Origin of the sequence: Tepidiforma bonchosmolovskayae (assembly GCF_008838325.1) — a bacterium.
GTDB lineage: Bacteria > Chloroflexota > Dehalococcoidia > Tepidiformales > Tepidiformaceae > Tepidiforma > Tepidiforma bonchosmolovskayae.
In genome coordinates this window covers 1,531,497-1,554,120 of sequence record NZ_CP042829.1, presented here as the reverse complement: position 1 = coordinate 1,554,120, position 22,624 = coordinate 1,531,497, and the positions used below count along the sequence as shown (strand labels likewise).

At 71.3% G+C, this 22,624-nt stretch carries 23 protein-coding genes; 9 read left to right on the top strand and 14 right to left on the bottom strand.

The genetic code is table 11. The features are described 5' to 3' along the window. Window positions 1-16: 16 nt before the first annotated feature. Genes Tbon_RS07760 through Tbon_RS07740 form a run of 5 tightly spaced genes read right to left on the bottom strand, consistent with a single transcriptional unit; the run spans window position 17 to window position 4,521 of the window. Entirely contained in the window at window positions 17-832 is an 816-nt protein-coding gene (locus tag Tbon_RS07760; RefSeq protein WP_158067120.1) for an SDR family NAD(P)-dependent oxidoreductase, read from the bottom strand. Further along, window positions 829-2,319 carry an acetyl-CoA hydrolase/transferase family protein gene (locus Tbon_RS07755; RefSeq protein WP_158067119.1) on the bottom strand — a complete coding sequence of 497 codons (1,491 nt, stop codon included), beginning with the start codon at window positions 2,317-2,319 and terminating at the stop codon, window positions 829-831. Before Tbon_RS07755 ends, Tbon_RS07760 begins: the two co-directional genes overlap by 4 nt. Beyond that, complete coding sequence (locus Tbon_RS07750) at window positions 2,316-2,825, bottom strand: hypothetical protein (protein ID WP_158067118.1); 510 nt, start codon at window positions 2,823-2,825, stop codon at window positions 2,316-2,318. Before Tbon_RS07750 ends, Tbon_RS07755 begins: the two co-directional genes overlap by 4 nt. Window positions 2,826-2,830: 5 nt before the next feature. Continuing rightward, window positions 2,831-4,216 (bottom strand): aromatic ring-hydroxylating oxygenase subunit alpha, encoded by a 1,386-nt coding sequence (locus tag Tbon_RS07745; RefSeq protein ID WP_158067117.1) that lies wholly within the window; start codon window positions 4,214-4,216, stop codon window positions 2,831-2,833. A gap of 23 nt (window positions 4,217-4,239) precedes the next feature. After that, window positions 4,240-4,521, bottom strand: coding sequence for a hypothetical protein (locus Tbon_RS07740; RefSeq protein ID WP_158067115.1), 282 nt, complete (start codon window positions 4,519-4,521; stop codon window positions 4,240-4,242). 118 nt (window positions 4,522-4,639) lie between these two features. Between Tbon_RS07740 and Tbon_RS07735 the strand changes: the two genes are divergently transcribed. Further along, the gene (locus Tbon_RS07735) at window positions 4,640-4,921 is read left to right on the top strand and encodes a hypothetical protein (protein WP_158067113.1); all 282 of its coding nucleotides are present in this window, start codon (window positions 4,640-4,642) and stop codon (window positions 4,919-4,921) included. Here the strand turns inward: Tbon_RS07735 and Tbon_RS07730 are convergent. Together Tbon_RS07730 and Tbon_RS07725 are read right to left on the bottom strand one after the other, a co-directional pair. Then, window positions 4,918-5,466 (bottom strand): carboxymuconolactone decarboxylase family protein, encoded by a 549-nt coding sequence (locus Tbon_RS07730; protein ID WP_158067111.1) that lies wholly within the window; start codon window positions 5,464-5,466, stop codon window positions 4,918-4,920. The genes Tbon_RS07735 and Tbon_RS07730 overlap by 4 nt on opposite strands. Before the next feature lie 2 nt (window positions 5,467-5,468). Next, window positions 5,469-5,915, bottom strand: coding sequence for a hypothetical protein (locus Tbon_RS07725; protein WP_158067109.1), 447 nt, complete (start codon window positions 5,913-5,915; stop codon window positions 5,469-5,471). A gap of 76 nt (window positions 5,916-5,991) precedes the next feature. On the opposite strand from Tbon_RS07725, the gene Tbon_RS07720 reads away from it, so the two are divergent. Then, complete coding sequence (locus Tbon_RS07720) at window positions 5,992-6,756, top strand: SDR family NAD(P)-dependent oxidoreductase (protein ID WP_192497831.1); 765 nt, start codon at window positions 5,992-5,994, stop codon at window positions 6,754-6,756. A 78-nt stretch (window positions 6,757-6,834) separates the two neighbouring features. Continuing rightward, window positions 6,835-7,266: a DUF3237 domain-containing protein gene (locus Tbon_RS07715; RefSeq protein WP_158067106.1), complete on the top strand. Its 432-nt coding sequence runs from the start codon at window positions 6,835-6,837 to the stop codon at window positions 7,264-7,266. Window positions 7,267-7,268: 2 nt separating this feature from the next. Here Tbon_RS07715 and Tbon_RS07710 read toward each other — a convergent pair whose 3' ends face one another. Genes Tbon_RS07710 through Tbon_RS07690 form a run of 5 tightly spaced genes read right to left on the bottom strand, consistent with a single transcriptional unit; the run spans window position 7,269 to window position 12,997 of the window. Further along, window positions 7,269-8,642 carry an FAD-dependent oxidoreductase gene (locus Tbon_RS07710; RefSeq protein ID WP_158067104.1) on the bottom strand — a complete coding sequence of 458 codons (1,374 nt, stop codon included), beginning with the start codon at window positions 8,640-8,642 and terminating at the stop codon, window positions 7,269-7,271. After that, complete coding sequence (locus Tbon_RS07705) at window positions 8,639-10,009, bottom strand: 2-oxo acid dehydrogenase subunit E2 (RefSeq protein WP_158067102.1); 1,371 nt, start codon at window positions 10,007-10,009, stop codon at window positions 8,639-8,641. Before Tbon_RS07705 ends, Tbon_RS07710 begins: the two co-directional genes overlap by 4 nt. Beyond that, window positions 9,999-11,006, bottom strand: a complete 1,008-nt coding sequence (locus tag Tbon_RS14395; protein WP_158067100.1) for an NAD(+)/NADH kinase — start codon at window positions 11,004-11,006, stop codon at window positions 9,999-10,001. The genes Tbon_RS07705 and Tbon_RS14395 overlap by 11 nt, the downstream gene beginning before the upstream one ends. A 2-nt stretch (window positions 11,007-11,008) precedes the next feature. Then, window positions 11,009-12,010 (bottom strand): alpha-ketoacid dehydrogenase subunit beta, encoded by a 1,002-nt coding sequence (locus Tbon_RS07695; RefSeq protein WP_158067098.1) that lies wholly within the window; start codon window positions 12,008-12,010, stop codon window positions 11,009-11,011. Between the two features lie 18 nt (window positions 12,011-12,028). Then, window positions 12,029-12,997, bottom strand: coding sequence for a thiamine pyrophosphate-dependent dehydrogenase E1 component subunit alpha (locus tag Tbon_RS07690; RefSeq protein ID WP_158068268.1), 969 nt, complete (start codon window positions 12,995-12,997; stop codon window positions 12,029-12,031). A 161-nt stretch (window positions 12,998-13,158) separates the two neighbouring features. On the opposite strand from Tbon_RS07690, the gene Tbon_RS07685 reads away from it, so the two are divergent. The 5 genes from Tbon_RS07685 (at window position 13,159) to Tbon_RS07665 (ending at window position 18,097) form a co-directional block, all read left to right on the top strand. Continuing rightward, window positions 13,159-13,812, top strand: a complete 654-nt coding sequence (locus tag Tbon_RS07685) for a TetR/AcrR family transcriptional regulator (protein WP_158067096.1) — start codon at window positions 13,159-13,161, stop codon at window positions 13,810-13,812. 136 nt (window positions 13,813-13,948) lie between these two features. Next, on the top strand, window positions 13,949-14,734 hold the full coding sequence (locus tag Tbon_RS07680; protein ID WP_158067095.1) for an SDR family NAD(P)-dependent oxidoreductase: 786 nt from the start codon (window positions 13,949-13,951) through the stop codon (window positions 14,732-14,734). A 13-nt stretch (window positions 14,735-14,747) separates the two neighbouring features. Continuing rightward, complete coding sequence (locus Tbon_RS07675; protein WP_158067094.1) at window positions 14,748-16,463, top strand: PEP-utilizing enzyme; 1,716 nt, start codon at window positions 14,748-14,750, stop codon at window positions 16,461-16,463. A 49-nt stretch (window positions 16,464-16,512) separates the two neighbouring features. Then, window positions 16,513-17,271 (top strand): SDR family NAD(P)-dependent oxidoreductase, encoded by a 759-nt coding sequence (locus tag Tbon_RS07670; protein ID WP_158067093.1) that lies wholly within the window; start codon window positions 16,513-16,515, stop codon window positions 17,269-17,271. 34 nt (window positions 17,272-17,305) lie between these two features. Further along, window positions 17,306-18,097 carry a ThuA domain-containing protein gene (locus Tbon_RS07665; RefSeq protein WP_158067092.1) on the top strand — a complete coding sequence of 264 codons (792 nt, stop codon included), beginning with the start codon at window positions 17,306-17,308 and terminating at the stop codon, window positions 18,095-18,097. Between the two features lie 46 nt (window positions 18,098-18,143). Here Tbon_RS07665 and Tbon_RS07660 read toward each other — a convergent pair whose 3' ends face one another. Further along, the gene (locus Tbon_RS07660) at window positions 18,144-19,313 is read right to left on the bottom strand and encodes an acyl-CoA dehydrogenase (protein ID WP_158067091.1); all 1,170 of its coding nucleotides are present in this window, start codon (window positions 19,311-19,313) and stop codon (window positions 18,144-18,146) included. Window positions 19,314-19,329: 16 nt separating this feature from the next. After that, window positions 19,330-20,571, bottom strand: coding sequence for a cytochrome P450 (locus Tbon_RS07655; protein WP_158067090.1), 1,242 nt, complete (start codon window positions 20,569-20,571; stop codon window positions 19,330-19,332). A gap of 208 nt (window positions 20,572-20,779) precedes the next feature. Here Tbon_RS07655 and Tbon_RS07650 point away from each other — a divergent pair, with 208 nt between their 5' ends. Further along, a complete protein-coding gene (locus Tbon_RS07650) occupies window positions 20,780-22,576 on the top strand; it encodes an ABC transporter substrate-binding protein (RefSeq protein ID WP_158067089.1) in 1,797 nt (598 codons plus the stop codon). Window positions 22,577-22,624: the final 48 nt, after the last annotated feature.

Below are 22,624 nucleotides of genomic sequence, written 5' to 3'. Positions count from 1 at the left end.
GTGATCGAGTCAACAATCAGGCCGGGGCGAGGAAGTCGTCGCGGCCGGGGAGGCGCCGGGTGAGCTGGCCGCCGTCAACGGGGAGGTCGTGGCCGGTGATGAAGCTGGAGGCATCGGAGGCGAGCCAGAGGATCGCTTCGACGACGTCGTCGACGGTGCCCATGCGACGAAGCGGGGTTTCGCGGGTGAAGGCGCGGACGACGGGCGGGATGAACATGTGGGCCGTCATTGGGGTTTCGATGAGGCCGGGGGAGACGACGTTGACGCGGACGCCCTGGGGGCCGTACTCAAGGGCCGCGATGCGGGTGATGTGGTTGATGGCGGCCTTGGAGCCCCCGTAGGCCGCGAGCCCTTCGCCGACGAGCCGGGCGGTGATGGAGGAGATGGTGATGAGCGAGCCGCCGCCGGTCGCGGCCATGGCGTTCGCCATGTGGCGGATGAAGGAGACGGCGCCGAGGAACTGGACGCTCGCCATGGCGTAGAGCCGCTCGGGGGTGAGGTCACGGATGGGGGTGCTCTGTTCGAAGCCGGCGCAGTTGAGGGCGACATCGAGCGCGCCGAAGCGGTCGAGGGGGGCGCGGGCGAGGGCTTCGACCTGGTCGTCGCGGGTGATGTCGCAGGGCACGGGGATGGCCCCGCACTCGCGGGCGAGGGCTTCGAGTTCGGGCACGCGCCGGGCTGCGGCGATGACCTTCGCCCCTTCGCAGGCGAAGCGGAGGGCGGCGGCGCGGCCGATGCCGGAGGAGGCGCCGAGGACGACGGCGACCTTGCCGGCGAGCCGGCCCGCGGGCGCCTCCGGGGGTGCCGGCTGCGGGGTCGGTTCGGCGGTCATTCGAGCTTGCCCCAGAGCTGCTTCGCCTGGGCGCGGAGCTCGGCGCGGAAATCGGGGTGGGCGATGGCGATGAGCTCCTCGGCGCGCTGGCGGTGGTTCTTATCGAGCAGGCGGGCGATGCCGTACTCGGTGATGACGGTATCGGCGAGGTAGCGCGGCACGGTGACGAGGGTGCCCTCGGGGTGCTGGGCGACGATCTTGGAGACGGTGCCTTCGAGGGCCGTGGAGCGGAGGACGGTGATGGCCCGGCCGTCGGGGCAGAGGGCGGCGGAGAGGTGGGCATCGGGCTGGCCGCCGGTGCCGTTGACCATGTGGCCGCCGAAGCGGTCCTCGGCGGCGACCTGCCCGAGGAGGTCGACGGCGACGGCGCTGTTGATGGAGGTCATCTGGCGGTTCTGGGCCATGAGGAGCGGGTTGAGGAGGTAGTTCGAGTCGTAGAGTTCGAAGGCGGGGTTCCCGGCGATGATGCGGAGGTCCGTTCCGTCGCAGCCGGTCCAGGCGGTGGCGACGGCGCGGCCTCTGTGGATGGATTTGCGTGCGCCGGTGAGGACGCCCTTCTCCCAGAGGCGGGCGAGGCCGGGGGAGCCGAGCTCGGTGTGGAGGCCGAGGTCGTGGGCGTGGTCGAAGGCGCCGGCCTTGAACATGAGGGAGCTGGGCTGGCCGACGCCGACCTGGATGGTGTCGCCATCGCGGATGAGCGTCTTGAGGTGGTCGGCAATCGCCTGCGCGGCCGGGTCGACCTCGGAGAGGCCGAACGCCTGCTCGAGGATGCCCGGCGGCATGAGGTGGAACATGTCCTCAACGAGGGCGATTTGGTCGGGAGAGGCCTGGTTGAGGATCTTCAGGAGGGCGTCGCGGTGCTCGGGCGGGGCCTGGGTTTCGACGCGCTGGCGGACGGCGGGGATATCGACGGGCTTGATGTAGCCATCGACGAAGGTGTCGATCTCGGAGACGTGGATCCAGGTGTCGCCGAAGACGGGCACGATGTTCGGGTCGATGGCGGCGATGGTGTGGCGGCAGCGGCGGACGTAGGCCTTCTTGTGCCACATGTGGGGGCCGAAGTTGACGTAGCCCTTTTCGTTGGGCGGGGAGACGGCCACGAGGAAAACGTCGGGGATGCGGGCCTCGGGCCGGCCGGCATCGAAGGCTTTGAAGCCGAGCATGAACGTGTTCGGCAGGTAGGTGGCGATGCGCTGGTCGTGGGCGGGGCGGAGGGCATCGCCGATGAAGAGCTCGATCTCCTTTTCGCCTTTGGGGCCATCGGGGGAGAAGAGCGGCACTTCGCGGGGGGCGAGGCAGCGGATATCGACGCGCTCGAGCTGGCGGGCGCGTTCGAGGAGCGCCTGGCTGAGGACGCCGGGGCAGAGGATGCCGAGGCCGACGAGGTGGCCGTTCTGCACAACCTCGAGGGCTTCGGCGGGGCTCTTTTTGCGCGACTCGAACTCGTCGCGCCAGTCGGAGTAGCGGCGGGTTGCGGGTGCGGTCATTCGAGGTCCTCCGGGAGGTGTGCTGGCTGCGGCGCCGGCTGGACGGCCGCGGCCTCGCGGGCGGCGCGGCGGATGGCGGCGGGGAAGTCGGCCGGGGCGAGGTCGCCGGATTCCAGCCGGCGGACGGCGGCGCGGACGGCGGCGAGGATGGCGAGCTGGCGGGTGGCCTCGCGGGCGAGCCAGGCGGGCTGTGCGTCGGCGGCGAGGGCGCGGAGCTCCGCGGCGGTGTAGAGGCCGGCTTCGCGGAGGAGGCCGGGCAGGCGGTAGAGGACGAAGGGGCGGAGGTCGGGCAGGGCGCTGTGGAACGCCGCGGTGGAGCGGCTAATGGGCGCGCGGGCGAAGGCCTCCCTGGCGAGCGCCTCGAGGGCGGTGCGGGCGGCCTCCAGCGCGTCGAGCAGGGCGTCGACGTCGGCGGGGGTGGCGGCGCCGGCGAGGGCGAGCGCCCCGGCCAGGTCGGCCGGGGCGGGCGGTTCATCGAGCCAGGCGAGCGCGCAGGGCGCGGGCATGGCAGCTATTCGAGCTCCATCCAGCGGTCGTAGAGCTGGTGGAAGTGGCGGATCTTCGTTTCGTTGTAGCTGGCGAAGACGACTTCCGGCCGCTTCATGGTCTTGAGGCCGAGCTGGACCTTCGGGATGTTGAAGGTGTCCTGGTTGAAGACGCGGGCAAGCATGCCGAGTTCGGGGGCGTCGGCCCAGTCGTCATCGGGGCCGAGCCAGTGGATGGGCGCGGCCGGGGGCTTCGGCTCGCCCTTCGGCCAGGGCGCCAGGAACATGCACTCCATGATGCACTCGTCGGGGTTGTCGCCGTGGGGGCGGAAGCGGTAGGTGATGCGGTTGAAGGCGCCCCAGGGGTGGAAGTTGGGGAAGACGGTGAAGTAGAAGGAGTCGAGGTATTCGGCGTCGCAGTAGGTATCGGCCTCGTCGCCGATGACGGCGCGCATGCCTTCGCGGCTGAGCATGGCGGCGAACTGGCGGGCGCCCATGCCGGGCGGCACCTCGGCGAGCGGCGGGGTATCGAGGTTGCGGTCGAACATGGCGTCGAGCATGTCCTGCTGGCTGGGAACCTCGCGCAGGTGGGGGCTCGGGGTGCCGTTCGGGGTGATGGCGCGGGAGAAGTTGCCGAAGACGTCGTACTGGGAGTTGGAGTCGCCGATGCCGTTGAGGAGCTGGGGGTGGGTGGCGACGACGTGGTAGGCCTCCATGAAGGCTTCCTGGGCGACCTTCCAGTTGCAGCGGAGGATCTTGGCGACGTGGGCCTGCTTGAAGCGGTTGGCGAGGTCCCACCGTTCGAAGTGGCGGGGGAGGTCGCCGAGGAACTGCTCAAGGGGCTCGGCGTTGGGGTCGGGGTTGATGAAGACGAAGCCACCCCAGGTGCCGACCTTCACCTCGGGAAGGTGGTAGTCGCGCTCGTTGACTTCGGGAAAGTCCCACTGGCAGACGACTTCTTTGAGGGAGCCGTCGATCTCCCAGCACCAGCCGTGGAAGGGGCAGCGGAACTCCTGGGCGCCGCGGCCGTCGAATTCGCGGAGCTGGCGGCCGCGGTGGAGGCAGGCGTTATGGAAGGCCTGGATGCGGTCGGGCGCGCTGCGGACGACGAGGAAGGAGAGGTGGGCGATGTCGTAGACGATGTAGTCGCCGACTTCGGGGATGTCTTCCTCGCGGCAGGCCATCTGCCAGACGCGCTTCCAGACCTTCTCGACCTCGCGGTCGTGGATGGCCTTGCTGTAGTACTGTTCGGCGGGGACGCGGGTGACGCCGGGCTCGATGGGGGATTCGAGGCGGAGGACTTCGGGGACCGGGCGGGAATCCTGGTCGAGGAGCTCCTGGTAGAGAGTGCCGGCGGAGCGGTAGCCGGCTTCGGTGAGGCGGCCCTGGTCGCCGACGGTCTTGAGTGCCATGGTGGATGCCTCCGTGGGAAGGGTCAGTCGTGGACGATTTCGAGGCCGCGGGCGCGCTCGGCGCGGTGGCCGAGGCCTTCGACCGGCTTGCCGCCGACCCAGATGATCATGTGGGGGTCGGCGTAGGTGAGGGGGCCCTCGATGTGGCGGGTGGTGAAGCCATCGAAGATGCCCCAGCTCTCGCCCTTGGTGACGCGGACGCGGTTGCCGGGGAGCTCTTCGTAGATGGCGCCGGAAAGGGGGTGCCGCTTCTTGCGGGGCGGACGGTTGAGGGCGGGTGCGGACTCGGCTGGTGCGTCGGCCATGGCTATCGTCCCTGCCAGATTTTTGGCTGATTGGCCAGTGTCGCGACTATACTGTGCGCGGAGATCGATTGCAACGGTTTCTCCCGGCTATCGACGGGGGAAATCGCAGGAGGGAACGATGCGACGCTGGGAGGGCGAGGCCGAGCTGGAGGTGCTGCGGGCAGGCTACCGGCGGCGGGTGCGGCTCGAGCTGTTCACGAAGCCGACGCCGCCCGGGAAGGTGCAGGGCTGGGGCGGTGCGTTCCGGGCGGAGCCGCTGGTGGTGCCGGCGATCGGGCGGGGCGTGGTAACGCTCGACACCGGCGACGAGCTGGAAGTGATGGTGGAGAGCTTCGACGCCGTGACGGGGAAGGGGACGCTCTTCGGGCTGGGTGCGCCACCGAAGGTCCTGCGGGGTTAGCCGGCAGCGGCCGCCTGGGGACTGTAGGCCGCCGAACCCGGCGTCGGGAGGACGGTGACGGGCATCTCCTCCGGTTCGAGGCCGAGGGTGATGAGCACCTTCGCGAGGCCGAGGAAGAGCCCAACCCCGAGGGTCAGCTCAGCGAGGCCGGCGTCGCCGAGTTCGTCGCCGAGGGCGGCGCCGAGGGCGGGGTCAGCGCGGGAGGGGTCGCCGATGATGGCGTCGGTGAACTGGAGGATGCGCTTCTCGCGCGGGCTGAGCGGGGCATCGAGGTAGGCGTCGGTGACGAGGTCGAGCGTGGCTTCGTCGAGCCCTTCCTCGCGGGCGAGGGAGAAGCGGACCTGGCGGCAGAAGCCGCAGGCGGTGACGCGGGCGTTGCGGATGCGGGCGATCTCCTTGTCGCGCTGGGAGAGGGCCGAGTCCATCCAGAACGCGCCGTAGAGGTCCGCGAACCGCTGCTGGATGGCGGGCGCGTGCGCGAGGACGGTGTGGAAGGCGGGCGGCTGGCCGGGGACGGCGGAGGGGACGCGGGGGACGGTGGACATGGTCAGGCTCCTTCGAGGCGGCGGGCGACGAGGGTCATCCGGCAGACGGCATCGAACATGGCGAGGGCGGCGAGGAGCGTGACGGTCGCGCGGTCGCCGCACTCGCCGCGGAAGGCGAGGACGGGAGCGTCGGGCAGGTCGTGGTGGCTCCAGGGGATGCAGCGGGCGATATCGAGCGCGAGGGCATCGGCGCGGGGGAGGCCGGAGGGGACCTCGGCGCGGGCGAGGAGCTCGGCCTCGGACTCCGGCAGGTCCGCGAGGGCGGGACCGCAATCTGCGGGGTCGGCGCCGTGGAGCGCGGCGACGAGGCGCCGGCAGCGCTCGAGGGTGGCGGCGGGCACGGCGGCCGTATCGAAGCAGGCGGCGAGGAACTGTTCGAAGCCGTCGCGGAGGGCGGGAATGGGCGCGAGGCGGCCGGCGAGGGGCCCGGGGATGACGGACTGCGGCATGCGGGAATACTGGACTATTGGCCAAAGCTTTGTCCAGCAGGATAAACTCCCGGCGACTCGATTTCGGGAGGGTTGCATGGAGATCGCGGGCAAGGTTGCGCTGGTCACCGGCGCAGGGTCGGGCATCGGCCGGGCGTGCGCGGAGCGGCTGGCGCGGGAAGGGGCGAAGGTTATCGTCGTCGACATCGACGCAGCGGGCGGGGAGGAGACGGTGCGGCGGATTGCCGCGGCGGGCGGCGAGGCGGCGTTCGTGCAGGGCGACGTGGGGTCGCCGGAGGGCATCGCGGAGACGTTCCGGGCGGCGAAGCGGGTCTTCGGGCGGCTCGACATCGTGCACAACAACGCGGGAATCATGACGGGCGACACGCCGGGCTGGCCGGATGCGCCGCTTGAGAAGGTGCACCGGGTGATTTCGGTGAATACGTCGGGCGTGATCATGGGGACGCGGGCGGCCGTGGAGGCGTTCCGGGAGCACGGCGAGGGCGGCGTGGTGGTGAACACGGCGAGCATCGCGGGGCTGGGGCCGCTGCCGTTCGACCCCGTGTACGCGGCTTCGAAGGCGGCCGTCATCCACTTCACGAAGTCGTGCGCGATCCTGAAGGAGCTGGAGAACGTGCGGGTGAACGCCGTGGCGCCGGGGATGGTCGATACGCCGATCATCGCCAAGACGGGCGACGGGACGCGGCCGGCGAGGTGGCTGGAGCCGTCGCTGGAGGGTGCGGTGCTGCTCCAGCCGGAGCGGATCGCCGACGAGGTGGTGCGGCTCATCCGTGATGACGCGCTCGCCGGGGAGGTGAGCGTGGTGATGCACGAGAGCACACAGCCCGCGGCGGGCGGGTAGGGTCGGCCGCGCTGCGGACGGGTACGCCCGACTCCGCGGCCGTGGACGCACATCGAAGGGAAAGGAAGGTAGTTCGAGATGCCGCTGGAGAGTCTGCCGGTTGAGTTCCTCTTTACGATGACGGCGAACGTTGGGGCGCCGACGATGATCCAGGGCGGCCCGCAGGGGTCGCGGCTGATTGTGAGCGTGCCGGGCGGCACGTTCGAAGGCCCGAAGCTGAAGGGCACGATTGTGCCGCATTCGGGCGGGGACTGGGTGACGCTGCGGCCGGACGGGAGCATGAAGCTGGACGTGCGGCTGACCCTGCAGACGGACGACGGGGCGCACATCCTGGTGACGTACACGGGCATCGGCGCGCGGGCCGCCGACGGGAGCACGAAGGTGTACTCGACGCCGCTGTTCGAGACGGGCGCGGAGAAGTACGCGTGGCTGAACACCGTGCAGGCGGTCGCCGTCGGGAGCACGGGGCCGAACGGCGTGACCTACGAGGTGTATGCGCTCCGGGCGTAAGGTCAGCCGGCCAGGCGGCGGGCCGCTTCGGCGAGGAGCTCCAGGGGCGACGGGTGCCAGGCGACGAGGGCGGCGGCTTGGTCGGCCGTCGCCTCGGCCTGCATGAGCGCGGCGGCGGCGCTGACGAGTTCGTGCGCACCGGGGCCGGCGGCCTGGGCGCCCACAATTTCGCCGGTTCGCCGGTCGGCGTGGAGGCGGAGGAGGCCGGGGTGGCCGCCGCGGGCGACGGACGCGGCGGTGCCTTCGAAGCCGAGCGTGGCAGTCGCCAGGGGGATGCCGGCCTCCTGCGCGTCGGAGGCCGTGCGCCCGACGGCGGCGACGGGCGGGACGGTGTGGACGAGCACCGGGACGGCCGATATGCGGGCACGGCGGCGGTCCCCGGCGGCATTCGCCCCGGCGACCCGGCCCTGCACGGCGGCCGTTGACGAGAGCATGCCCCGGCCGGTGATATCGCCGGCGGCGTAGATGCCGGGCACGGCGGTCGCGCAGCCCTCGTCGACCGGGATGGCGCCGTCGGCACCGGGGGCGAGCCCGGCGTGGTCGAGGGCGAGGCCGCGGGCCGAGGGAACGCGCGGGTCGGCGGCGAGCACGCAGGCCGCTGCGACCGGGCGCTCGCCGGCGGCGGTTGCGAGGATGACCGCTTCGCCTTCGGCGCGGAGGGGCGAGGCGCCGGTGGCGACGGTGATGCCGAGCGGCTGGAGGAGGTCGGCGAGGAGCGGCTGGAGGTCCGCATCGAAGCCGGCGAAGATGCCCGGGCCGGGGGCAGCGAGGGTGACCGCGGAGCCGGCAAGGGCCAGCAGCGTCGCGTACTCGAGGGCGAAGACGCCGCCGGATGGCCCGCCGCCGAGGACGAGGCAGGAGGGCGGCGGCTCGCGCCACGACTGGACGACATCGGGCGTGACGAGGCGGTCGGCGGGGAGGCCGGGGATGGCGGGCGGCTCCCAGCGGGCGCCGATGGCGATGACGATGGCATCGGCGGCGAGCTCGCCGGCGCCGGCGACGGTCAGCAGCCCGGGCTCGCGGAAGCTGGCGTGGCCGGCGACGACCTCCACGCGGGCGCGGCGCAGGGAGGTTTCGAGCCCGGCGGCGAGGGAGCGGACGAGGGCGCGGGCGCGGTCGTTGGCGCGGCCGAGCTGAAGGGTCTCGCCGGCGGCAAGGACCCCGGCGACGGCGAGTTCGCGGGCGCGGACGAACCCCTCGGCGGCGTCGAGGAGGATGGAGGTGGGGATGCAGGTGAAGTGGACGCAGGAGCCGCCGGGGCGCTCGGCCTCGACCAGGGCGACCGAGGCGCCGAGGCGGGCGGCTTCGAGGGCGGCGGCGACGCCGGCGGCGCCCCCGCCGATGACGGCGACATCGAAGCGGCGGGCGGTGCTCATGGCAGGAGGAGCCGGTAGGGGGCTTCGAGGAGGTCGCGGACGGTGCCGAGGAAGGCCGCGCCGGGGGCGCCGTCGACCGCGCGGTGGTCGATGGTGAGGGAGAGTGTGAGGGTCCGGGCGCGGAGGGGCCGGTCGCCGTCCCAGCGGATGTCGTCGACGACCTGCCCGACGCCAAGGATGGCGACGTTGGGCGGATTGATGATCGGCGTGAAGAACTCGACGCCGGCCATGCCGAGGGAGGTAACGGAGAAGGTCTGGCCGGCATAGTCATCGAGGCCGAGGGTGCCGGCGCGGGCAGCCTCGGCGAGGCGGGCGGTTTCGCGGGCGAGGTCGCGCAGGTGGAGGGTATCGGCGTTGCGGATCACGGGCACGACGAGCCCGGCGTCGAGGGCGACGGCCATGCCGATGTGGACCTCCGGCTCGAGGACGATGGCGTCCGGCTCGACGCGGGCGTTGAGGGCGGGGTGCTGGCGCAGGGCCCGGGCGACAGCGCGGATGACCAGGTCGGTGATGGAGGGGCGGATGCCCTCGGGCTGCCACTCGGCGATGAGCTGCTCGCGGAGGCGAAGGGCATCGTCCATGCGGACGCGCATGCCGAGGGTGAGCTGGGCCATCTCCTGGAGGCTGCGGTGCATCCGCTCGGCGATGGTCTTGCGCATGCCACGGAGGGGGATGCGCTGGCCGGGGGCGGCCCCCGCAGCAGCAGGGGCCGGGACCGGGGGCGCCGAAGGCGGCGAGGCGGCCGGGCGGGCTGCGGCGGCAGCCTCGACGTCCTCTTTCGTGATGCGGCCGCCGGGGCCGGTGCCGCGGACGGCGGCGAGGTCGATGCCGAGTTCGCGGCCGAGGGCGCGGGCGACCGGGGTGGCGGGCGGCGGTTCGGCGGGGAGGGGAGGCGGGGCTGCAGGGGCGGCCGGGCGGGCTGCGGCGGCATGGGCGCGGCGCACGTCCTCCTCGGTGATGCGGCCGCCGGGGCCGGTGCCGAGGACCGTTTCGAGCGCCACGCCGAGTTCAGCGGCGAGGCGGCGGGCGGCCGGCGATGCCGGGACGCGGCCGGCTTCGGGCGGCGGGGGCGGGGCGCCGGGGGCGCCCTGCGGAGCGGCGGCTGCGGGGGCGCCGGCGGGCGGGGCCTCGCCGGGGGCCAGGATGTAGCCGACGACCGAGCCGGGCGGGAGGGTGGTGCCCGCAGGGACGGCGTGGCGGAGGATGCCGTCGGACTCGGCTTCGACCTGGAACTCAATTTTCTCGGTCTCGAGGCGGTAGACGATGTCGCCGGCGCGGACGGGGGCGCCGTCGGGCACGAGCCATTCGGCGACGGTGCCCTCGGTCATCGTCATGCCCAGCTTGGGGATGAGGACGTCAGTCGGCATGGGCTGCTCCGCAGGGGACTTCGATAAAGAGCCCGGCCTCGGCGGCGCGGGCGAGGATGCGGCCGGGTTCGAGGACGAGGGGGCCGTCGGGGAAGGCGACGAGGCGGGCGCGCTGGCCGGGGAGGAGGCGACGCTCGCGCTCGCCGTCGAGGGCGAGGATGCCGGGGCCGCACCACTCGACGGGCTCGCCGAAGGGCACCGGCCGGTGGCCGCGCACGGCGACGGGAACAACGAGCCCGGGAGCGAGCGGAACGCGGACGGAGCGGCCGGGCTCGCCGAGGTCGATGGCGAGGGCGGCGCCCTCGGGGACGGGCAGGCCGAGCATCCCGCCGATGGCGGCGAGGCCGGTGACGGCGGGGTCGGAGCGCAGGAGGAGGACGGCCGTGAGCTCGGCGGGCTTCCAGACGGCGCGGGCGCCGGCGAAGCGGTCGTTCACGAGGGCGGCATCGACGAGGGCGAGGTCGGGCGGTTCGCCCTCGACCTCGACGTGGATGCGCGGGCACCGGCTGGCGGCATCGTCGAGCGGAACGCGGCCGGCGGCGACGAGCCCGGCGGCGAGGCCGGCGACGGTGGGCTCGCAAGCGAAGGGGAAGACGTTGTTCGTGCCCGTCGAGAGGGGAAGGATGGGCAGCCCGGGCCAGGCTGCGGCCGCGGCCCGGCAGGTACCGTCGCCGCCGAGGACAACGACCGCAGCGGCTCCGCGCTCGCGGAGGAGGCGGGCGGCGGAGCGGGTATCGAGCGCCGAGCCGGTGAAGTCGACGGGGAGCGCCTCGGCCTCGAGGGCGAGGTCGAGGCCGTCGAGGGCATCTTCGACGAGGCGGTGCGGGCCGGGCAGGTAGTGGACGCGGCGGGCGCCGGCGGCGGCAGCGCCGATGAGCAGGCGGCGGAGGATGCCGCGCCTGGCGGCGTCGCTGACGACGGCAGCGTGGGCGATGAGGCGGCGGATATCCTTGCCGGATGCCGGGTTGGCGATGACCCCGAGGATGCCGGGCTCCATGGTCAGCCGGAGCGTCCGAGGAGGCGGAGGACTTCGCCGGCGATGCGGTCGGCGTTCGGGACGTAGTGGGCTTCGAGGGCGGGGCTGAAGGGGACCGGGGAGAAGGGCGCGCCGACCCGGCCGATGGGGGCATCCAGGTAGTCGAAGGCGGCTTCCTGGAGCTGGGCGGCGATTTCGGCGCCGAAGCCGGCGAAGCGGACGGCCTCGTGGACGACGAGGGCGCGGTGGGTCTTGCGGACGGATTCGACGAGGGTCGCGGTATCGAGGGGTACGAGGGAGCGGGGGTCGATGACCTCGGCGTCGATGCCGTGCTCGAGGAGCTTTTCGGCGGCGGCGAGGCTCTCCTGGACCATGCGACCGGTGGCGATGATGGTGAAGTTCGTGCCCGGGCGGACGACGGCGGCCTGGCCGAGGGGGATCTCGTACATCTCCTCGGGGACGTGGCCGGCGAGGCCGAGGAGCGCCTTGTTGTTGACGACGATGACGGGGCTGTCGTCGTGGACGGCGGCGATGAGGAGGCCCTTGGCCTCGTAGGGGCCGGAGGCCATGACGACCTTGAGGCCGGGGACGTGGCAGAACCAGGCTTCGAGGCTCTGGGAGTGCTGGGCGGCGAGGTTGAGGCCGGCGCCGGCCATGGTGTGGATGGTGAGAGGGAGGCGGGCCTTGCCGCCGAACATGTAGCGCATCTTGGCGGCCTGGTTGACGAGCTGGTCCATGGCCACGCCCATGAAGTCCATGAACATGATGTCGATGATGGGGCGGAGGCCGGTGGCGGCGGCGCCGACGCCCAGGCCGACGAGGGCGGCTTCGGAGATGGGGGTATCGACGACGCGCTCGGGGCCGAATTCATCGAGCAGGCCGCGGCTGAAGCCGAAGACGGAGCCGTAGAGGGCGACGTCCTCGCCGGCGAGGAAGACGTTCGGGTCTTCCTGCATGAGCTGGCGGATCGCTTCGTTGATGGCCATCACGACGGGGAGCTGGCGCTGGGCGGTTGCGGTGGTCATGGCTCTGGCTCCGTGGGGCTAGCTGGCGTAGACGTCTTCGGTGAGGGTCGCGGGGTCGGGGAAGGGGCTCGCCTCGGCGAAGGCGACGGCTTCGCGGACCTCGGCGTGGACCTGGTCGCGGACGGCAGCGGCGCCGGGCGCATCGAGGATGCCGAGTTCGGCGAGGCGGCGCTCGAGCAGGGTGATGGGGTCGCGTTCGCGCCAGGCGCGGACTTCGTCGTCGGAGCGGTAGACGACGCCCATGCCGCGGACGCCGACGTGGTCGTAGAAGCGGTAGGTTTTGCACTCGAGGAGGGTAGGGCCCTCGCCGCGGCGGGCGCGGGCGATGGCTTCGCCGGCGGCTTCGTAGACCGCAATGACGTCCATGCCGTCGACGACGACGCCGGGGAATCCGTAGCCGGCGGCGCGGTCGGCGATGTCGCGGATCGCCTGGTGGCGGTCCTGGCGGGTGAACTCGCCGAAGCCGTTGTTTTCGCAGACGAAAATGAGGGGGAGGCGGTAGAGGCCGGCCATGTTGGCGGCTTCGTGGAAGCTGCCCTCGTTGGAGGCGCCGTCGCCGAAGAAGCAGGCGGTGACGTTCTGGGTTTTGCGGTACTTGTTGGAGAAGGCGGCGCCGACGGCGATGGGCGGGCCGCCGCCGACGATGCCGTTGGCGCCGAGCATGCCGAGGTCCATGTCGGCGATGTGCATGGAGCCTCCCTTGCCGCGGCAGTAGCCGGTGGCGCGGCCGAAGAGCTCGGCGAACATACGGCGGAAGTCGCCGCCGACGGCGACGAGGTGGCCGTGGCCGCGGTGGGTGGAGGTGACCTGGTCGCCCTGGCCGAGGTGGGCGGCGACGCCGGCAGCGACGGCCTCCTCGCCGACGTAGAGGTGGAGGGCGCCGGGGATGCGGCCGGCCTCGGAGAGCCTGCCGGCCTCCTCTTCGAAGAGGCGGATGCGGAGCATGCGGCGGTGGAGGTCGAGGAGGGTTTCGGGCGAGGGGGTCATTGGCATCACCGGAAGGGAATTTGGCTGTCCGTCCAAGTGCGCGCGTAACTGTACCGAAACCGGGGGAGGAGCGGAAGGGGCGTACAGGGCTTCGGCCTGCTAGCCTAAAAGTTAGACAGGCAGACACCACGGGGGAACTGCCCCCGCGAGGACGTTGACCGATGGCACGCTTGGACATCAACGCAATTCGACGACGGCAGATCATTGACGCGGCCGTGGCGGTCATGGCCGAAAAGGGCTGGGCGGAGACCTCCATCGACGAAGCGACGCGGCGTGCGGAGGTCAGCCGCGGGCTGGTCTCGTACCACTTCAAGGACAAGGCCGACCTCCTCTCGGGGGTGCTGGCGCGCTGCCAGGAGATTTTCAATGAGTCGGTGGCGCAGGCGCAGAAAGAAGGGCAGAACCCGGTCGAGACGATGCGGGCGGTGACGCGCATCGGGATCGAGCTGGCGAAGGTGAACCCGGTGCCGTATGAGGTGTTCGTCCAGTTCACGGCGAGCGCGAAGCGGGACCCGCGGCTGGGGGACGAGGTGCGCGCGCTGTGGGAGGGATTCCGGCGGGCGACGGCGGCGGCGATCCGGGCCGGCCAGCGGGCCGGGCAGTTCCGCGCCGACCTCGATGCGGACGCGGCGGCGGCGCGGCACATCGGCGCGGTGACCGGGGTGGCGCTCCAGTGGCTGCTCGAGCCGGGGGCGTTCGACTTCGAGGAGACGGAGCGCCAGACGATCGACATGCTGATGCGGTACCTCGTGGCGGAGGGGGTGGACCCGGTGACGGGCGCTGCAACGCCGGTCGCCGCGAGCCTCGACGGCTGAGGGAGGGGACGGCCGGGAACCTCCCGCGGCCAGTTCCTTGGCCGCTCTTCCAAACTTTCGGGCAATGTGGTAAAAGCGTCCGGCAGCAGCGCAGGGCGCGGGTTCAGCGCGCCCGACGGCAGATGGAGGGACGCAGATGCAGATGCTCGAAGGGAAGGTGGCCGCGGTCACCGGGGGGAGCCGCGGCATCGGCAGGGGGCTGGTCGAGGCCTTCCTGCGCGAAGGCGCGATGGTCGCCTTCAACGGGAGGGACCAGAAGAAGGGCGAGCAGGCGCTCGCCGAGCTGGGCGCGGGCGTCCGGGCGGTCTTCGTGCAGGGGGATGCCCGGAACAGCGCCGACGTGAAGCGGCTGGTCGACACGGCGGTCGAGCGGTGGGGCCGGCTGGACATCATGGTGAACAACGCCGGCGGGATTACGCGGCCGGCGCCGATCGCCCAGCTCGATGACGACGCGTGGGAGAACGACATCCGCTGGAACCTGGGCGGGGTGTTCTACGGGACGAAGTGGGCGCTCCAGCAGATGATCCCGCGCGGCTCGGGCCGAATCATCAACATCTCGTCGGTCGAGGGGAAGCAGGGGGCCGCCGGGATGGCGGGGTACGTGGCGGCGAAGCACGGCGTGAACGGGCTGACGAAGACCACGGCGCTCGAGGTCGGGCGGCTGGGGATCACCTGCAACGCGATCTGCCCGGGGCTCATCATCACCGACGCGGTGCGGGAGTCGGGCGATGCGACCGCGAAGGCGATGGGCCTTTCTGGGCTGGACGAGATGGTGGAGAAGATCTTCAAGGCAAAGACGGCGACCGGGGAGATCAACACGGTCGAGCAGGTGGCCGCCGTGGCGCTGCTGCTGGCGAGCGAGGCCGGGGCCGGGATCACGGGCGCGTGCATCTCGGTCGATTGCGGGACGGCGCAGTACTGAGGAGGGCGGAAGGATGACGGAGAAACTCTGCTCGTGGGATGCGGAGCCGAACCCGCGCTACCGGCTGGTTACGACCGGGAACGTTGAGGAGGTGCTGCCGGGGGTGATCAAGCCGCTGACGGCGGACCTGATCAACCAGTGGGACTACCGGTTCACGACGCGGATGGCGGAGGAGCTGGGCGTGCTCGACCTGGTGCCGACGGCGCCGCCACCGGCGATGAACGTGCTCGGGGTGGTCGGCGGCCGGTGGACGCTGGGGGTGGCGTGGTCGATGGCGATCACCTCGACGTACCAGGTGGGCGGCGGGACGGACATGCTCCAGCAGTTCGTCGAAGGCGAGGGGCTGACGGCCGGCCAGGCGCAGGACATCAAGCGGGCGAAGGCGGCGCGCCGGCGGATTATGGCGCGCTGGCGGAACGCCGAGCGGGAGATCGCACGCGGCGCGGAGATTTCGACGAAGGCATACCGGCAGGCATGGGCGCGGGAGTATCCGCGGCTGGGGGCCGATGACCTGCTGCACGCGATCGACGAGAACATCGAGGCTGTCGCCGGGCTGTTCGTCTCGCACGTGATCGTGTCGGTCGGGGGCGCGGAGTACACGGGCATCCTGGGCGCCATGCTGGACCAGCACGTGCCGAAGCACCCGCCGACGTGGGTGACGACGCTGACGAGCGCGCTCCGCGATGTGGAGAGCGCGAAGCCGGGAAAGGCGACGTGGGACCTTGCGCGGGCCGGGCGGCAGAGCGCGGTGATTGCGGCGGCGTTCGCGGAGCTGCCGACGGAGGCGCTGCTGGCGCGGCTGGCGGCACCGGTGTCGCCGGCCTGGGAGGCGTTCGCGACGCGGTACCGGGAGCTGATCCGGGAGTACGGGTACCGCGGGCAGCGGGAGACCGACCCGTCGACGTCGACGTGGGACGAGGCGCCGGGGTTCCTGCTGGGGGCGCTCCGGGCCGATATGGCGGCGCCGGCCTCGGCGGACCCGCACCGGAAGGAGGCGCGGGCGGCTGCGGCGCGGGAGCGGCTCGAGGCGCGGGTGGAGAGCCTGCTGCCGAACCGCGTGCGGCGACAGTTCCGGGAGACGCTGGTGATGGCGCAGCGGCTCAACCGCGGCCGCGAAGGGACGAAGGCGAACTGGGCGCGGGCCTGCCGGGCGTTCCGGCCGCCGCTTTTGGAGATTGGCCGGCGGCTGGTGCGGCGGGGCGCGCTGGAGCAGACGGAGGACGTGTTCTTCCTGCGGCTGGCGGAGGTGCGCCAGTTCGAGACGCTGGACCCGGCAGCCGCGAAGGCGGCGGTGCGGGAGCGTCAGGAGGAGTACCGCCGGCTGGAGGGCTACCGGCTGCCGGGGGGCGTGTTCGAGCTGCCGACGCAGCTCGTCCCCGCGGGCGAGGCGGCCGGCCCGGGCGCGGCGGCGCTGAGCGGGCAGGGTGTCAGCCCCGGGAAGGCGACCGGCCCGGCGCGGGTCATCGCCAGCGCTGATGCGGCGCTCGAGACGGAGGTCCAGCCGGGCGAGGTGCTCGTGCTGCCGGTGTTCGATGCGCCGATGGCGCCGCTGTTCGTGCCGGCCGCGGCGCTGGTGGTGGAGACCGGCGGCATGCTGAGCCACGCGGCGATTGTGGCGCGGGAGTACGGCATCCCGGCGGTCGTCGGGGCGAAGTACGCCACGCGGGTCATCCGCGACGGCCAGGTGGTGACGGTCGACGGGGATACGGGGACGGTCACCCTGGCGTGAACCAATCGGTATCGTTTCGGGAGCGAATCCCGGGAAGGAGTTCGATGAGATGGACCTTGGACTGCAGGGGAAGCGTGCGCTGATCACGGGTGCGAGCCGCGGCATCGGCCGGGCGATCGCGGAGACGCTGGCGGCTGAGGGCGTGCACCTCGGCATCTGCGCGCGGACGCCGGACGGGCTGAACGCTGCCGCGGAGGCGCTGCGGCGCCATGGCGTGACCGTCGCGGCGGAGCCGGTCGACGTGGGCAAGCGGGACGAGTACATCGCCTGGATCGCGCGCGCCGGCGAGCAGCTCGGCGGGATCGACATCTTCGTGAGCAACACCAGCGGGGGCGCCGCGCCGGGCGAGCAGGGATTCGTGCAGAACTTCGAGGTCGACATGCTGGGCGCAGTCCGCGGTTTCGAGGCGGCCCGGCCGTTCCTGGAGAAGTCGGAGGCGCCGGCGGTGGTGTTCATCAGCACGACGGCGGCCGTGGAGACGTTCGGGCAGCCGAACGGCTACGGTGCAATGAAGGCGGCGCTCATCAACTACGCGAATGCGCTCTCGCAGGCCTATGCGTCGAAGGGGATCCGGGTGAACGTGGTCTCGCCGGGGCCGATTTACTTCGAGGGCGGGCCGTGGGCGATGATCAGGCAGGCGATGCCGCAGTTCTATGAGGCGACGCTGAAGCAGCAGCCGATGGGGCGGATGGGCACGCCGGAGGAGGTGGCGCGGGCGGTAGCGTTCCTGGCGAGCCCTGCGGCCTCGTGGATTACCGGGGTGAACCTGGTCGTCGACGGCGGTTTCACGAAGCGGGTGAACTTCTAGCCCGGGGCGCCGGCGCGCGAAGGAGGGGTGCGCGATGGGCCGGATTGACGGCTACCTGGTGTGCGGGGGCAACTGGCACGACTTCGACTACCCGCGGCTGCGGCTGCTGGAGCTGCTGGCGGAGCACGAGGACGTGCGGGTGCTCGTCGGGCGCGATTTCCGGGACATCGAGGGAATCGCGGGCTGCCGGTTCGTGGTGACGTACACGTGCGACCTGCGCCCGGGCGAGGCCGAGGTGGAGAACCTGGCACGGTTCGTGGAGCGGGGCGGGCGGTGGTTCGCCCTGCACGGGACGAACGCGGTGTTCGAGATGGAGCCGGACGGCGTGCACAGCCCGCGGATTCTCCCGCGGTACATGGAGACGCTGGGGAGCCAGTTCATCGCGCACCCGCCGACCGGGCGGTACCCCGTGTGGCCGGTGGCGGAGCACCCGCTGGTCGAGGGGCTGGGGCGCTGGGAGACCGGCGATGGGGAGGAGCTCTACCTCTGCGAGTATCACGGGGAGGTGCGGCCGCTCCTGGCCACGCGGTTCGGGGGAGAGGCGCCGGGCTTCGCGGAATCGTCGTGGCCGGAGGAGCGGGAGTGGCCGGTGCTGTACCTGCACCCGTTCGGCGAGGGAGCGGTGCTCTACCTGACGCCGGGGCACCGGCGCCGGAAGTACGACATGCTGGTGGCACCGGGCGGGCAGGCGTTCGGGAGCGCGGCGGGGCGGTTCCAGTTCCCGGAGTACCCGCGGTTCGAGCCGGGCTCGTGGGAGGTGCCGGAATACGTGGAGCTGCTGCGGCGGGGCATCCGCTGGGCAAAGGGCGAGTACCCGCTGCTGTAAGGCGGGCAGGGCGGGAGGGAGCGCCCTGCCCGCGGAGAGGCCGGAATCAGTCGCGCGGGAGGCCGAGACCGCGCTGGGCGATGATGTTGCGCTGGATTTCGCTGGTGCCGCCCGCGATGGTGAGCGAGACGGCGTTGAGATAGGCGCGGGCGGCTTCGCCTTTGAACGGCGCGGAGCGGTCCATGAGCACGCCGGCGGTGCCGAGCATGCGGAGGGCGGTATGCGCGATGCGCTGGCCGGTCTCGGAGGTGAAGAGCTTGGCGATGGAGGCTTCGGCGTTAGGAATCTTGCCGGCCGCCTGCATGCTGATGATGCGGTAGGCGAGGAGGGTAAGGACCTGCACGTCGACGGCGCGGTCGGCCCAGGCGAGGCGTATGGCCGCGACGGTGGAGGGCGGGAGCTGGGCGCGGTGGTCGCGCAGCCAGGCGGTGTACCGTTCGATGCTCTTGCGCTGGCCGACGGCGGTGCCGATGGAGGAGCGCTCGAAGTCGAGGGTGGTGGCGCCGACGTACCAGCCGCGGTTGACCTCGCCGACGACGTTGCGCGCGGGGACGCGGACGTCTTCGAAGAAAACCTCGTTGAAGTCGTGGCCGCCGGCCATGTTGACCAGCGGGCGGACGGTGATCCCCGGCGACTTCATATCGACGAGGAAGTAGGTGATCCCGCGGTGCTTGGGGGCGTCGGGGTCGGTCCGGGCGAGGAGGAAGCACCAGTCGGCGAAGTGGGCGAAGGAGGTCCAGATCTTCTGGCCGTTGATGATGAAGTCGTCGCCGTCGCGGACGGCGCGGGTCTGGAGGCCGGCGAGGTCGGAGCCGGCGCCGGGTTCGGAGTAGCCCTGGCACCAGATGACCTCGCCGCTGAGGATGCGGGGGAGGTGTTCGCGCTTCTGCTCTTCGGTGCCGTGGGTGATGAGGGTGGGGCCGAGCATCATGACGCCGAGGCCGCCGGGCTGGGGGGCGCCGGCCTCGGCGAACTCCTGGTTGAGGATGAACTGTTCGACGACGGTCATGCCGGCGCCGCCGTACTCCTTCGGCCAGGCGGGTGCGATCCAGCCGCGGCGGACGAGGGCATCGCGCCACTGGCCGAAGGCGGGGTTGGTGCGGGGGTCGTAGAAGTAGCCGGTGACGCCGCGGATCTCGGCGGGGAGATTCTCGCGGATGAAGGCGCGGACCTCTTCGCGCCAGGCGGCCTGTTCGGGGGTATCGCGGAGCTGCATGCGGCGGGCGGTCTCCTCAGGCGGGTTCGAACTCGAGGTAGAGGGCCTTGAGGCCACGGAGGATCACGCTGGGGACGTGGGTGTAGTCGTTCTTGCCCTCGGCGGCGCGGATGTTCTTGAGCCGGCTGAGGAGGAGGGTGAACGCAACGCGCGCCTCGAGGCGGGCGAGGGCGGCGCCCAGGCAGTAGTGGACGCCGCGGCCGAAGGCGAGGTGGCCTTCGGGTGCCTCGCGCTCGAGGTCGATCTGGTCGGCGTGGGGGAACTCGGCTTCGTCGCGGTTGGCGGAGGCGTAGGAGAGGAGGATGCGGGCGCCGGCAGGGATGGGTGTGCCGCCGATTTCGGTATCGACGACGGCCTGGCGGAAGAGGCCCTGGACCGGCGATTCGAGGCGGAGGGCTTCTTCGACGAAGTTGGGAATGAGCTCGGGCTGCGCGCGGAGCCGCTCCATGACCTCCGGACGATGGATGAGGAGCATCATGCCGGAGGCGATGAGGTTTGTGGTGGTTTCGTTCCCGGCGACGAGGATCTGCTGGAGGATGCTGAGCATCTCGGCCATATCGAGCGGGCGGGATTCGTCGCCCTCGAGGCCGATGTGGGCGTTGAGGAGGTCGGTGAGGATATCGTCGCGGGGGCTGGTGCGCCGCTCTTCGAGCCGCTCGGCGAAATAGTGCTGGAACTCGACGATCGACTTCGCGCACTCGATTTCGCGTTCGCGGGTGAGGAAGCCGCCGAGGGGTGCGACGGAGTCGTCGGACCAGCGCTTGAAGCGGTCCATATCGGCGCGGTCGACGCCGAGGGCATCGGCGATCACGGTGAGGGGGAGCGGCACGGCGAACTGGCGGACGAGCTCGACCTCGCCGTCGTTGATGAAGCGGTCAATGAGGTCGTTGGCGATTGCGGTGACGGAGGGTTCGAGGCTGGCGACGCGCCGGGCGGAGAAGGCCTTATTGACGAGCGCGCGGTAGCGGGAGTGGGCGGGCGGGTCCTGGGTGAGGAGGGTGTTCACGGGCATCCAGCCCTGGCGCATGATGGCGAGGATCTCTTCATCGGGAACGGGCCGGAGGCCGGGGCCGGACTTAGAGGAGAAGATTTCGGGGTGGCGGAGGACGTGGAGGATGTCCTCAAAGCGGGAGACGATGAAGAAGCCGGCGCCGGGGACCTGGTAGACGGGGCACTCGCGGCGCATGGCTTCGTAGAAGGGGAAGGGGCACTCGGCGGTTTCGGGTGCGAGGGGGTTGATTTCGGCGAGGCTCGGCATTTGGCTACCACCGCAAGGATTTGGCCGGTCGTCCAGCGGCGGAAAGTGTAGCGCGGGCGGCGCGGTTCGGGAAGGGGTGGTATCGGCGGCGTCGATGCTTGCAATGGACGCGGCCGCACCTATACTACCCGTGACCCGGCGATTGGCCAGATGGCCAAAGTTTTGGACCGAAGCGTTTGCCGGGCGACCAAACAGGGGAGGGACTGCGATGGAATCCACCTACTGGCGCCGCTACTGGCGCGCACGCATCCGGCGGCGCGCCTTCCTGGCAGGGACCGGGATGGCGGCCCTCGGCGCGGCCGGCCTGAGCGTCGGCTGCGGCGACGATGATGACGATACTGGCGGCGCGACGGCCACGGCGCCCCAAGGGGGCGCCACGCAGCCGGCGGGCAGCCCGACGCCGGCGCCGGCCGGCAAGCGGGGCGGGACGATGCGCATCGCCAAGGCCTCGCCGGACACCGGGCTTGACCCGCACATCATCGTGACGAACCCGATCCACCCGGCGAAGGCGTACTCGCATCTCTGGACCTACCAGGCATCGACGAAGACGGTGTGCTACGACCTTGCGCTCGAGCACGAGCAGGTGGACCCGCTGACGCTGCGGGTGAAGATCCGCCAGGGGGTGAAGTTCCAGGCGGACGTCGCGAACGGCCGGGAGCTGACGGCCGAGGACATCGCTTACTCGTACACGCGCTTCCCGGTGGCCCTGACGAAGGGTTCGCAGGTGAACCAGATCCAGTGGGGCTGGATCGACAAGATCGAGACCCCGGACAAGTACACGGTCGTCATCAAGCAGAAGAACCCGTTCGCCTCGAACGTGATTTCGCTGGGGTCGAGCGCCTTCGCGGTGGTGGCGAAGGAGGTGGTGGAGGCGAACGGCGGCGACCTGATGAAGGTGATGAACGCCGGGAGCGGGCCGTACCGGATGGTGAAGCGCGAGCCGACGGGGACGCGCTACGAGCGGAATCCGAACTACTTCCAGCACGACCCGCCCTCGCCGACCTACGTGAAGGAAGGGCCGTACATCGACGCCTGGGAGGAGTCGATCATCCCGGACCCGGCGACGATCAAGGCGAAGTTCCTCGCGGGCGAGCTGGACGTCCTGACGGTCGTGAACATCGACAAACTGGTGGCCGATGAGCTGGGGCGGGAGAAAGGGATCAAGGTGGCGAAGGGGCCGGCGAACGGCCACCTGGTCATGCAGTTCGACAACTTCAAGTGGACGGACAAACGGCTCCGCCAGGCCGTCTGGATGGCGATCGACCGGGATGCGTTCATCAAGAATCTCTACCTGGGCGAGGGGCTGTACGGCGGGCCGACGGCCTCGGAGTTCGCGAAGGAGGGGTACGGCCTTTCGCAGGAGGAGCTGAAGAAGCTCCAGGCGTTCAACCCGGGGGATGCGAAGAAGCTGTGGCAGGAGGCGAGCGGGTCGCAGACGTTCCCGACGATCAAGATGGTGACGATGCAGGCGATCCCGATCTTCGCGACGGCCACCGAGTTCGTGAAGAAGCAGCTGGAGCAGAACCTCGGCGTGAAGGTGGAGGTGGAGGTGGTCGACCCTGCGACCTACGTGGCGCGGGCGGTGGCCGGCTTCGCCGAGAAGGCACCGAAGCCGTGGGACCTGTTCATCGCGTGGGAGCTTTCGCTCCAGACGATCCCGGACTACAACGCGCTGGCGCACTACGTGCCGGTGGGCTACGGCGCGATCTTCGGGAACCTGCGGCCGGATTCGCCGAAGTCGGACACGGCGGCATTCGCGGGGCGGATGCAGCAGCTCTGGAACGCGCAGGCGCAGGAGCTGAACCCGGAGGCGCGCAAGCAGAAGGTCCAGGAGATCGTGCGGGTCATCCACCAGGAGTACGGGCCGGCGATCCCGCTGCCGGTGCCGGAGTTCCAGTACGCGGCCTTCCGCGACCGGGTGAAGAACTACCCGGAGAAGGACTTCATGTACGCGAACGCGGGCACGGGGCCGTTCCGCGTCCAGGACATCTGGCTGGACGCCTGACACCGCGGGGGGAAGGCGGGACCGCCCCGTTCCGGCCTTCCCCCTTTC

Bases quoted from the DNA above. Each gene is read 5' to 3' on its own strand.
- Tbon_RS07670 (WP_158067093.1), top strand. From the start codon at position 16,513: ATGGACCTTGGACTGCAGGGGAAGCGTGCGCTGATCACGGGTGCGAGC.
- Tbon_RS07680 (WP_158067095.1), top strand. From the start codon at position 13,949: ATGCAGATGCTCGAAGGGAAGGTGGCCGCGGTCACCGGGGGGAGCCGC.
- Tbon_RS07740 (WP_158067115.1), bottom strand. From the start codon at position 4,521: ATGGCCGACGCACCAGCCGAGTCCGCACCCGCCCTCAACCGTCCGCCC.
- Tbon_RS07755 (WP_158067119.1), bottom strand. From the start codon at position 2,319: ATGACCGCACCCGCAACCCGCCGCTACTCCGACTGGCGCGACGAGTTC.
- Tbon_RS07665 (WP_158067092.1), top strand. From the start codon at position 17,306: ATGGGCCGGATTGACGGCTACCTGGTGTGCGGGGGCAACTGGCACGAC.
- Tbon_RS07725 (WP_158067109.1), bottom strand. From the start codon at position 5,915: ATGCCGCAGTCCGTCATCCCCGGGCCCCTCGCCGGCCGCCTCGCGCCC.
- Tbon_RS07710 (WP_158067104.1), bottom strand. From the start codon at position 8,642: ATGAGCACCGCCCGCCGCTTCGATGTCGCCGTCATCGGCGGGGGCGCC.
- Tbon_RS07730 (WP_158067111.1), bottom strand. From the start codon at position 5,466: ATGTCCACCGTCCCCCGCGTCCCCTCCGCCGTCCCCGGCCAGCCGCCC.
- Tbon_RS14395 (WP_158067100.1), bottom strand. From the start codon at position 11,006: ATGGAGCCCGGCATCCTCGGGGTCATCGCCAACCCGGCATCCGGCAAG.
- Tbon_RS07760 (WP_158067120.1), bottom strand. From the start codon at position 832: ATGACCGCCGAACCGACCCCGCAGCCGGCACCCCCGGAGGCGCCCGCG.
- Tbon_RS07690 (WP_158068268.1), bottom strand. From the start codon at position 12,997: ATGACCCCCTCGCCCGAAACCCTCCTCGACCTCCACCGCCGCATGCTC.
- Tbon_RS07720 (WP_192497831.1), top strand. From the start codon at position 5,992: ATGGAGATCGCGGGCAAGGTTGCGCTGGTCACCGGCGCAGGGTCGGGC.
- Tbon_RS07745 (WP_158067117.1), bottom strand. From the start codon at position 4,216: ATGGCACTCAAGACCGTCGGCGACCAGGGCCGCCTCACCGAAGCCGGC.
- Tbon_RS07675 (WP_158067094.1), top strand. From the start codon at position 14,748: ATGACGGAGAAACTCTGCTCGTGGGATGCGGAGCCGAACCCGCGCTAC.
- Tbon_RS07650 (WP_158067089.1), top strand. From the start codon at position 20,780: ATGGAATCCACCTACTGGCGCCGCTACTGGCGCGCACGCATCCGGCGG.
- Tbon_RS07705 (WP_158067102.1), bottom strand. From the start codon at position 10,009: ATGCCGACTGACGTCCTCATCCCCAAGCTGGGCATGACGATGACCGAG.
- Tbon_RS07715 (WP_158067106.1), top strand. From the start codon at position 6,835: ATGCCGCTGGAGAGTCTGCCGGTTGAGTTCCTCTTTACGATGACGGCG.
- Tbon_RS07685 (WP_158067096.1), top strand. From the start codon at position 13,159: ATGGCACGCTTGGACATCAACGCAATTCGACGACGGCAGATCATTGAC.
- Tbon_RS07655 (WP_158067090.1), bottom strand. From the start codon at position 20,571: ATGCCGAGCCTCGCCGAAATCAACCCCCTCGCACCCGAAACCGCCGAG.
- Tbon_RS07660 (WP_158067091.1), bottom strand. From the start codon at position 19,313: ATGCAGCTCCGCGATACCCCCGAACAGGCCGCCTGGCGCGAAGAGGTC.
- Tbon_RS07695 (WP_158067098.1), bottom strand. From the start codon at position 12,010: ATGACCACCGCAACCGCCCAGCGCCAGCTCCCCGTCGTGATGGCCATC.
- Tbon_RS07750 (WP_158067118.1), bottom strand. From the start codon at position 2,825: ATGCCCGCGCCCTGCGCGCTCGCCTGGCTCGATGAACCGCCCGCCCCG.
- Tbon_RS07735 (WP_158067113.1), top strand. From the start codon at position 4,640: ATGCGACGCTGGGAGGGCGAGGCCGAGCTGGAGGTGCTGCGGGCAGGC.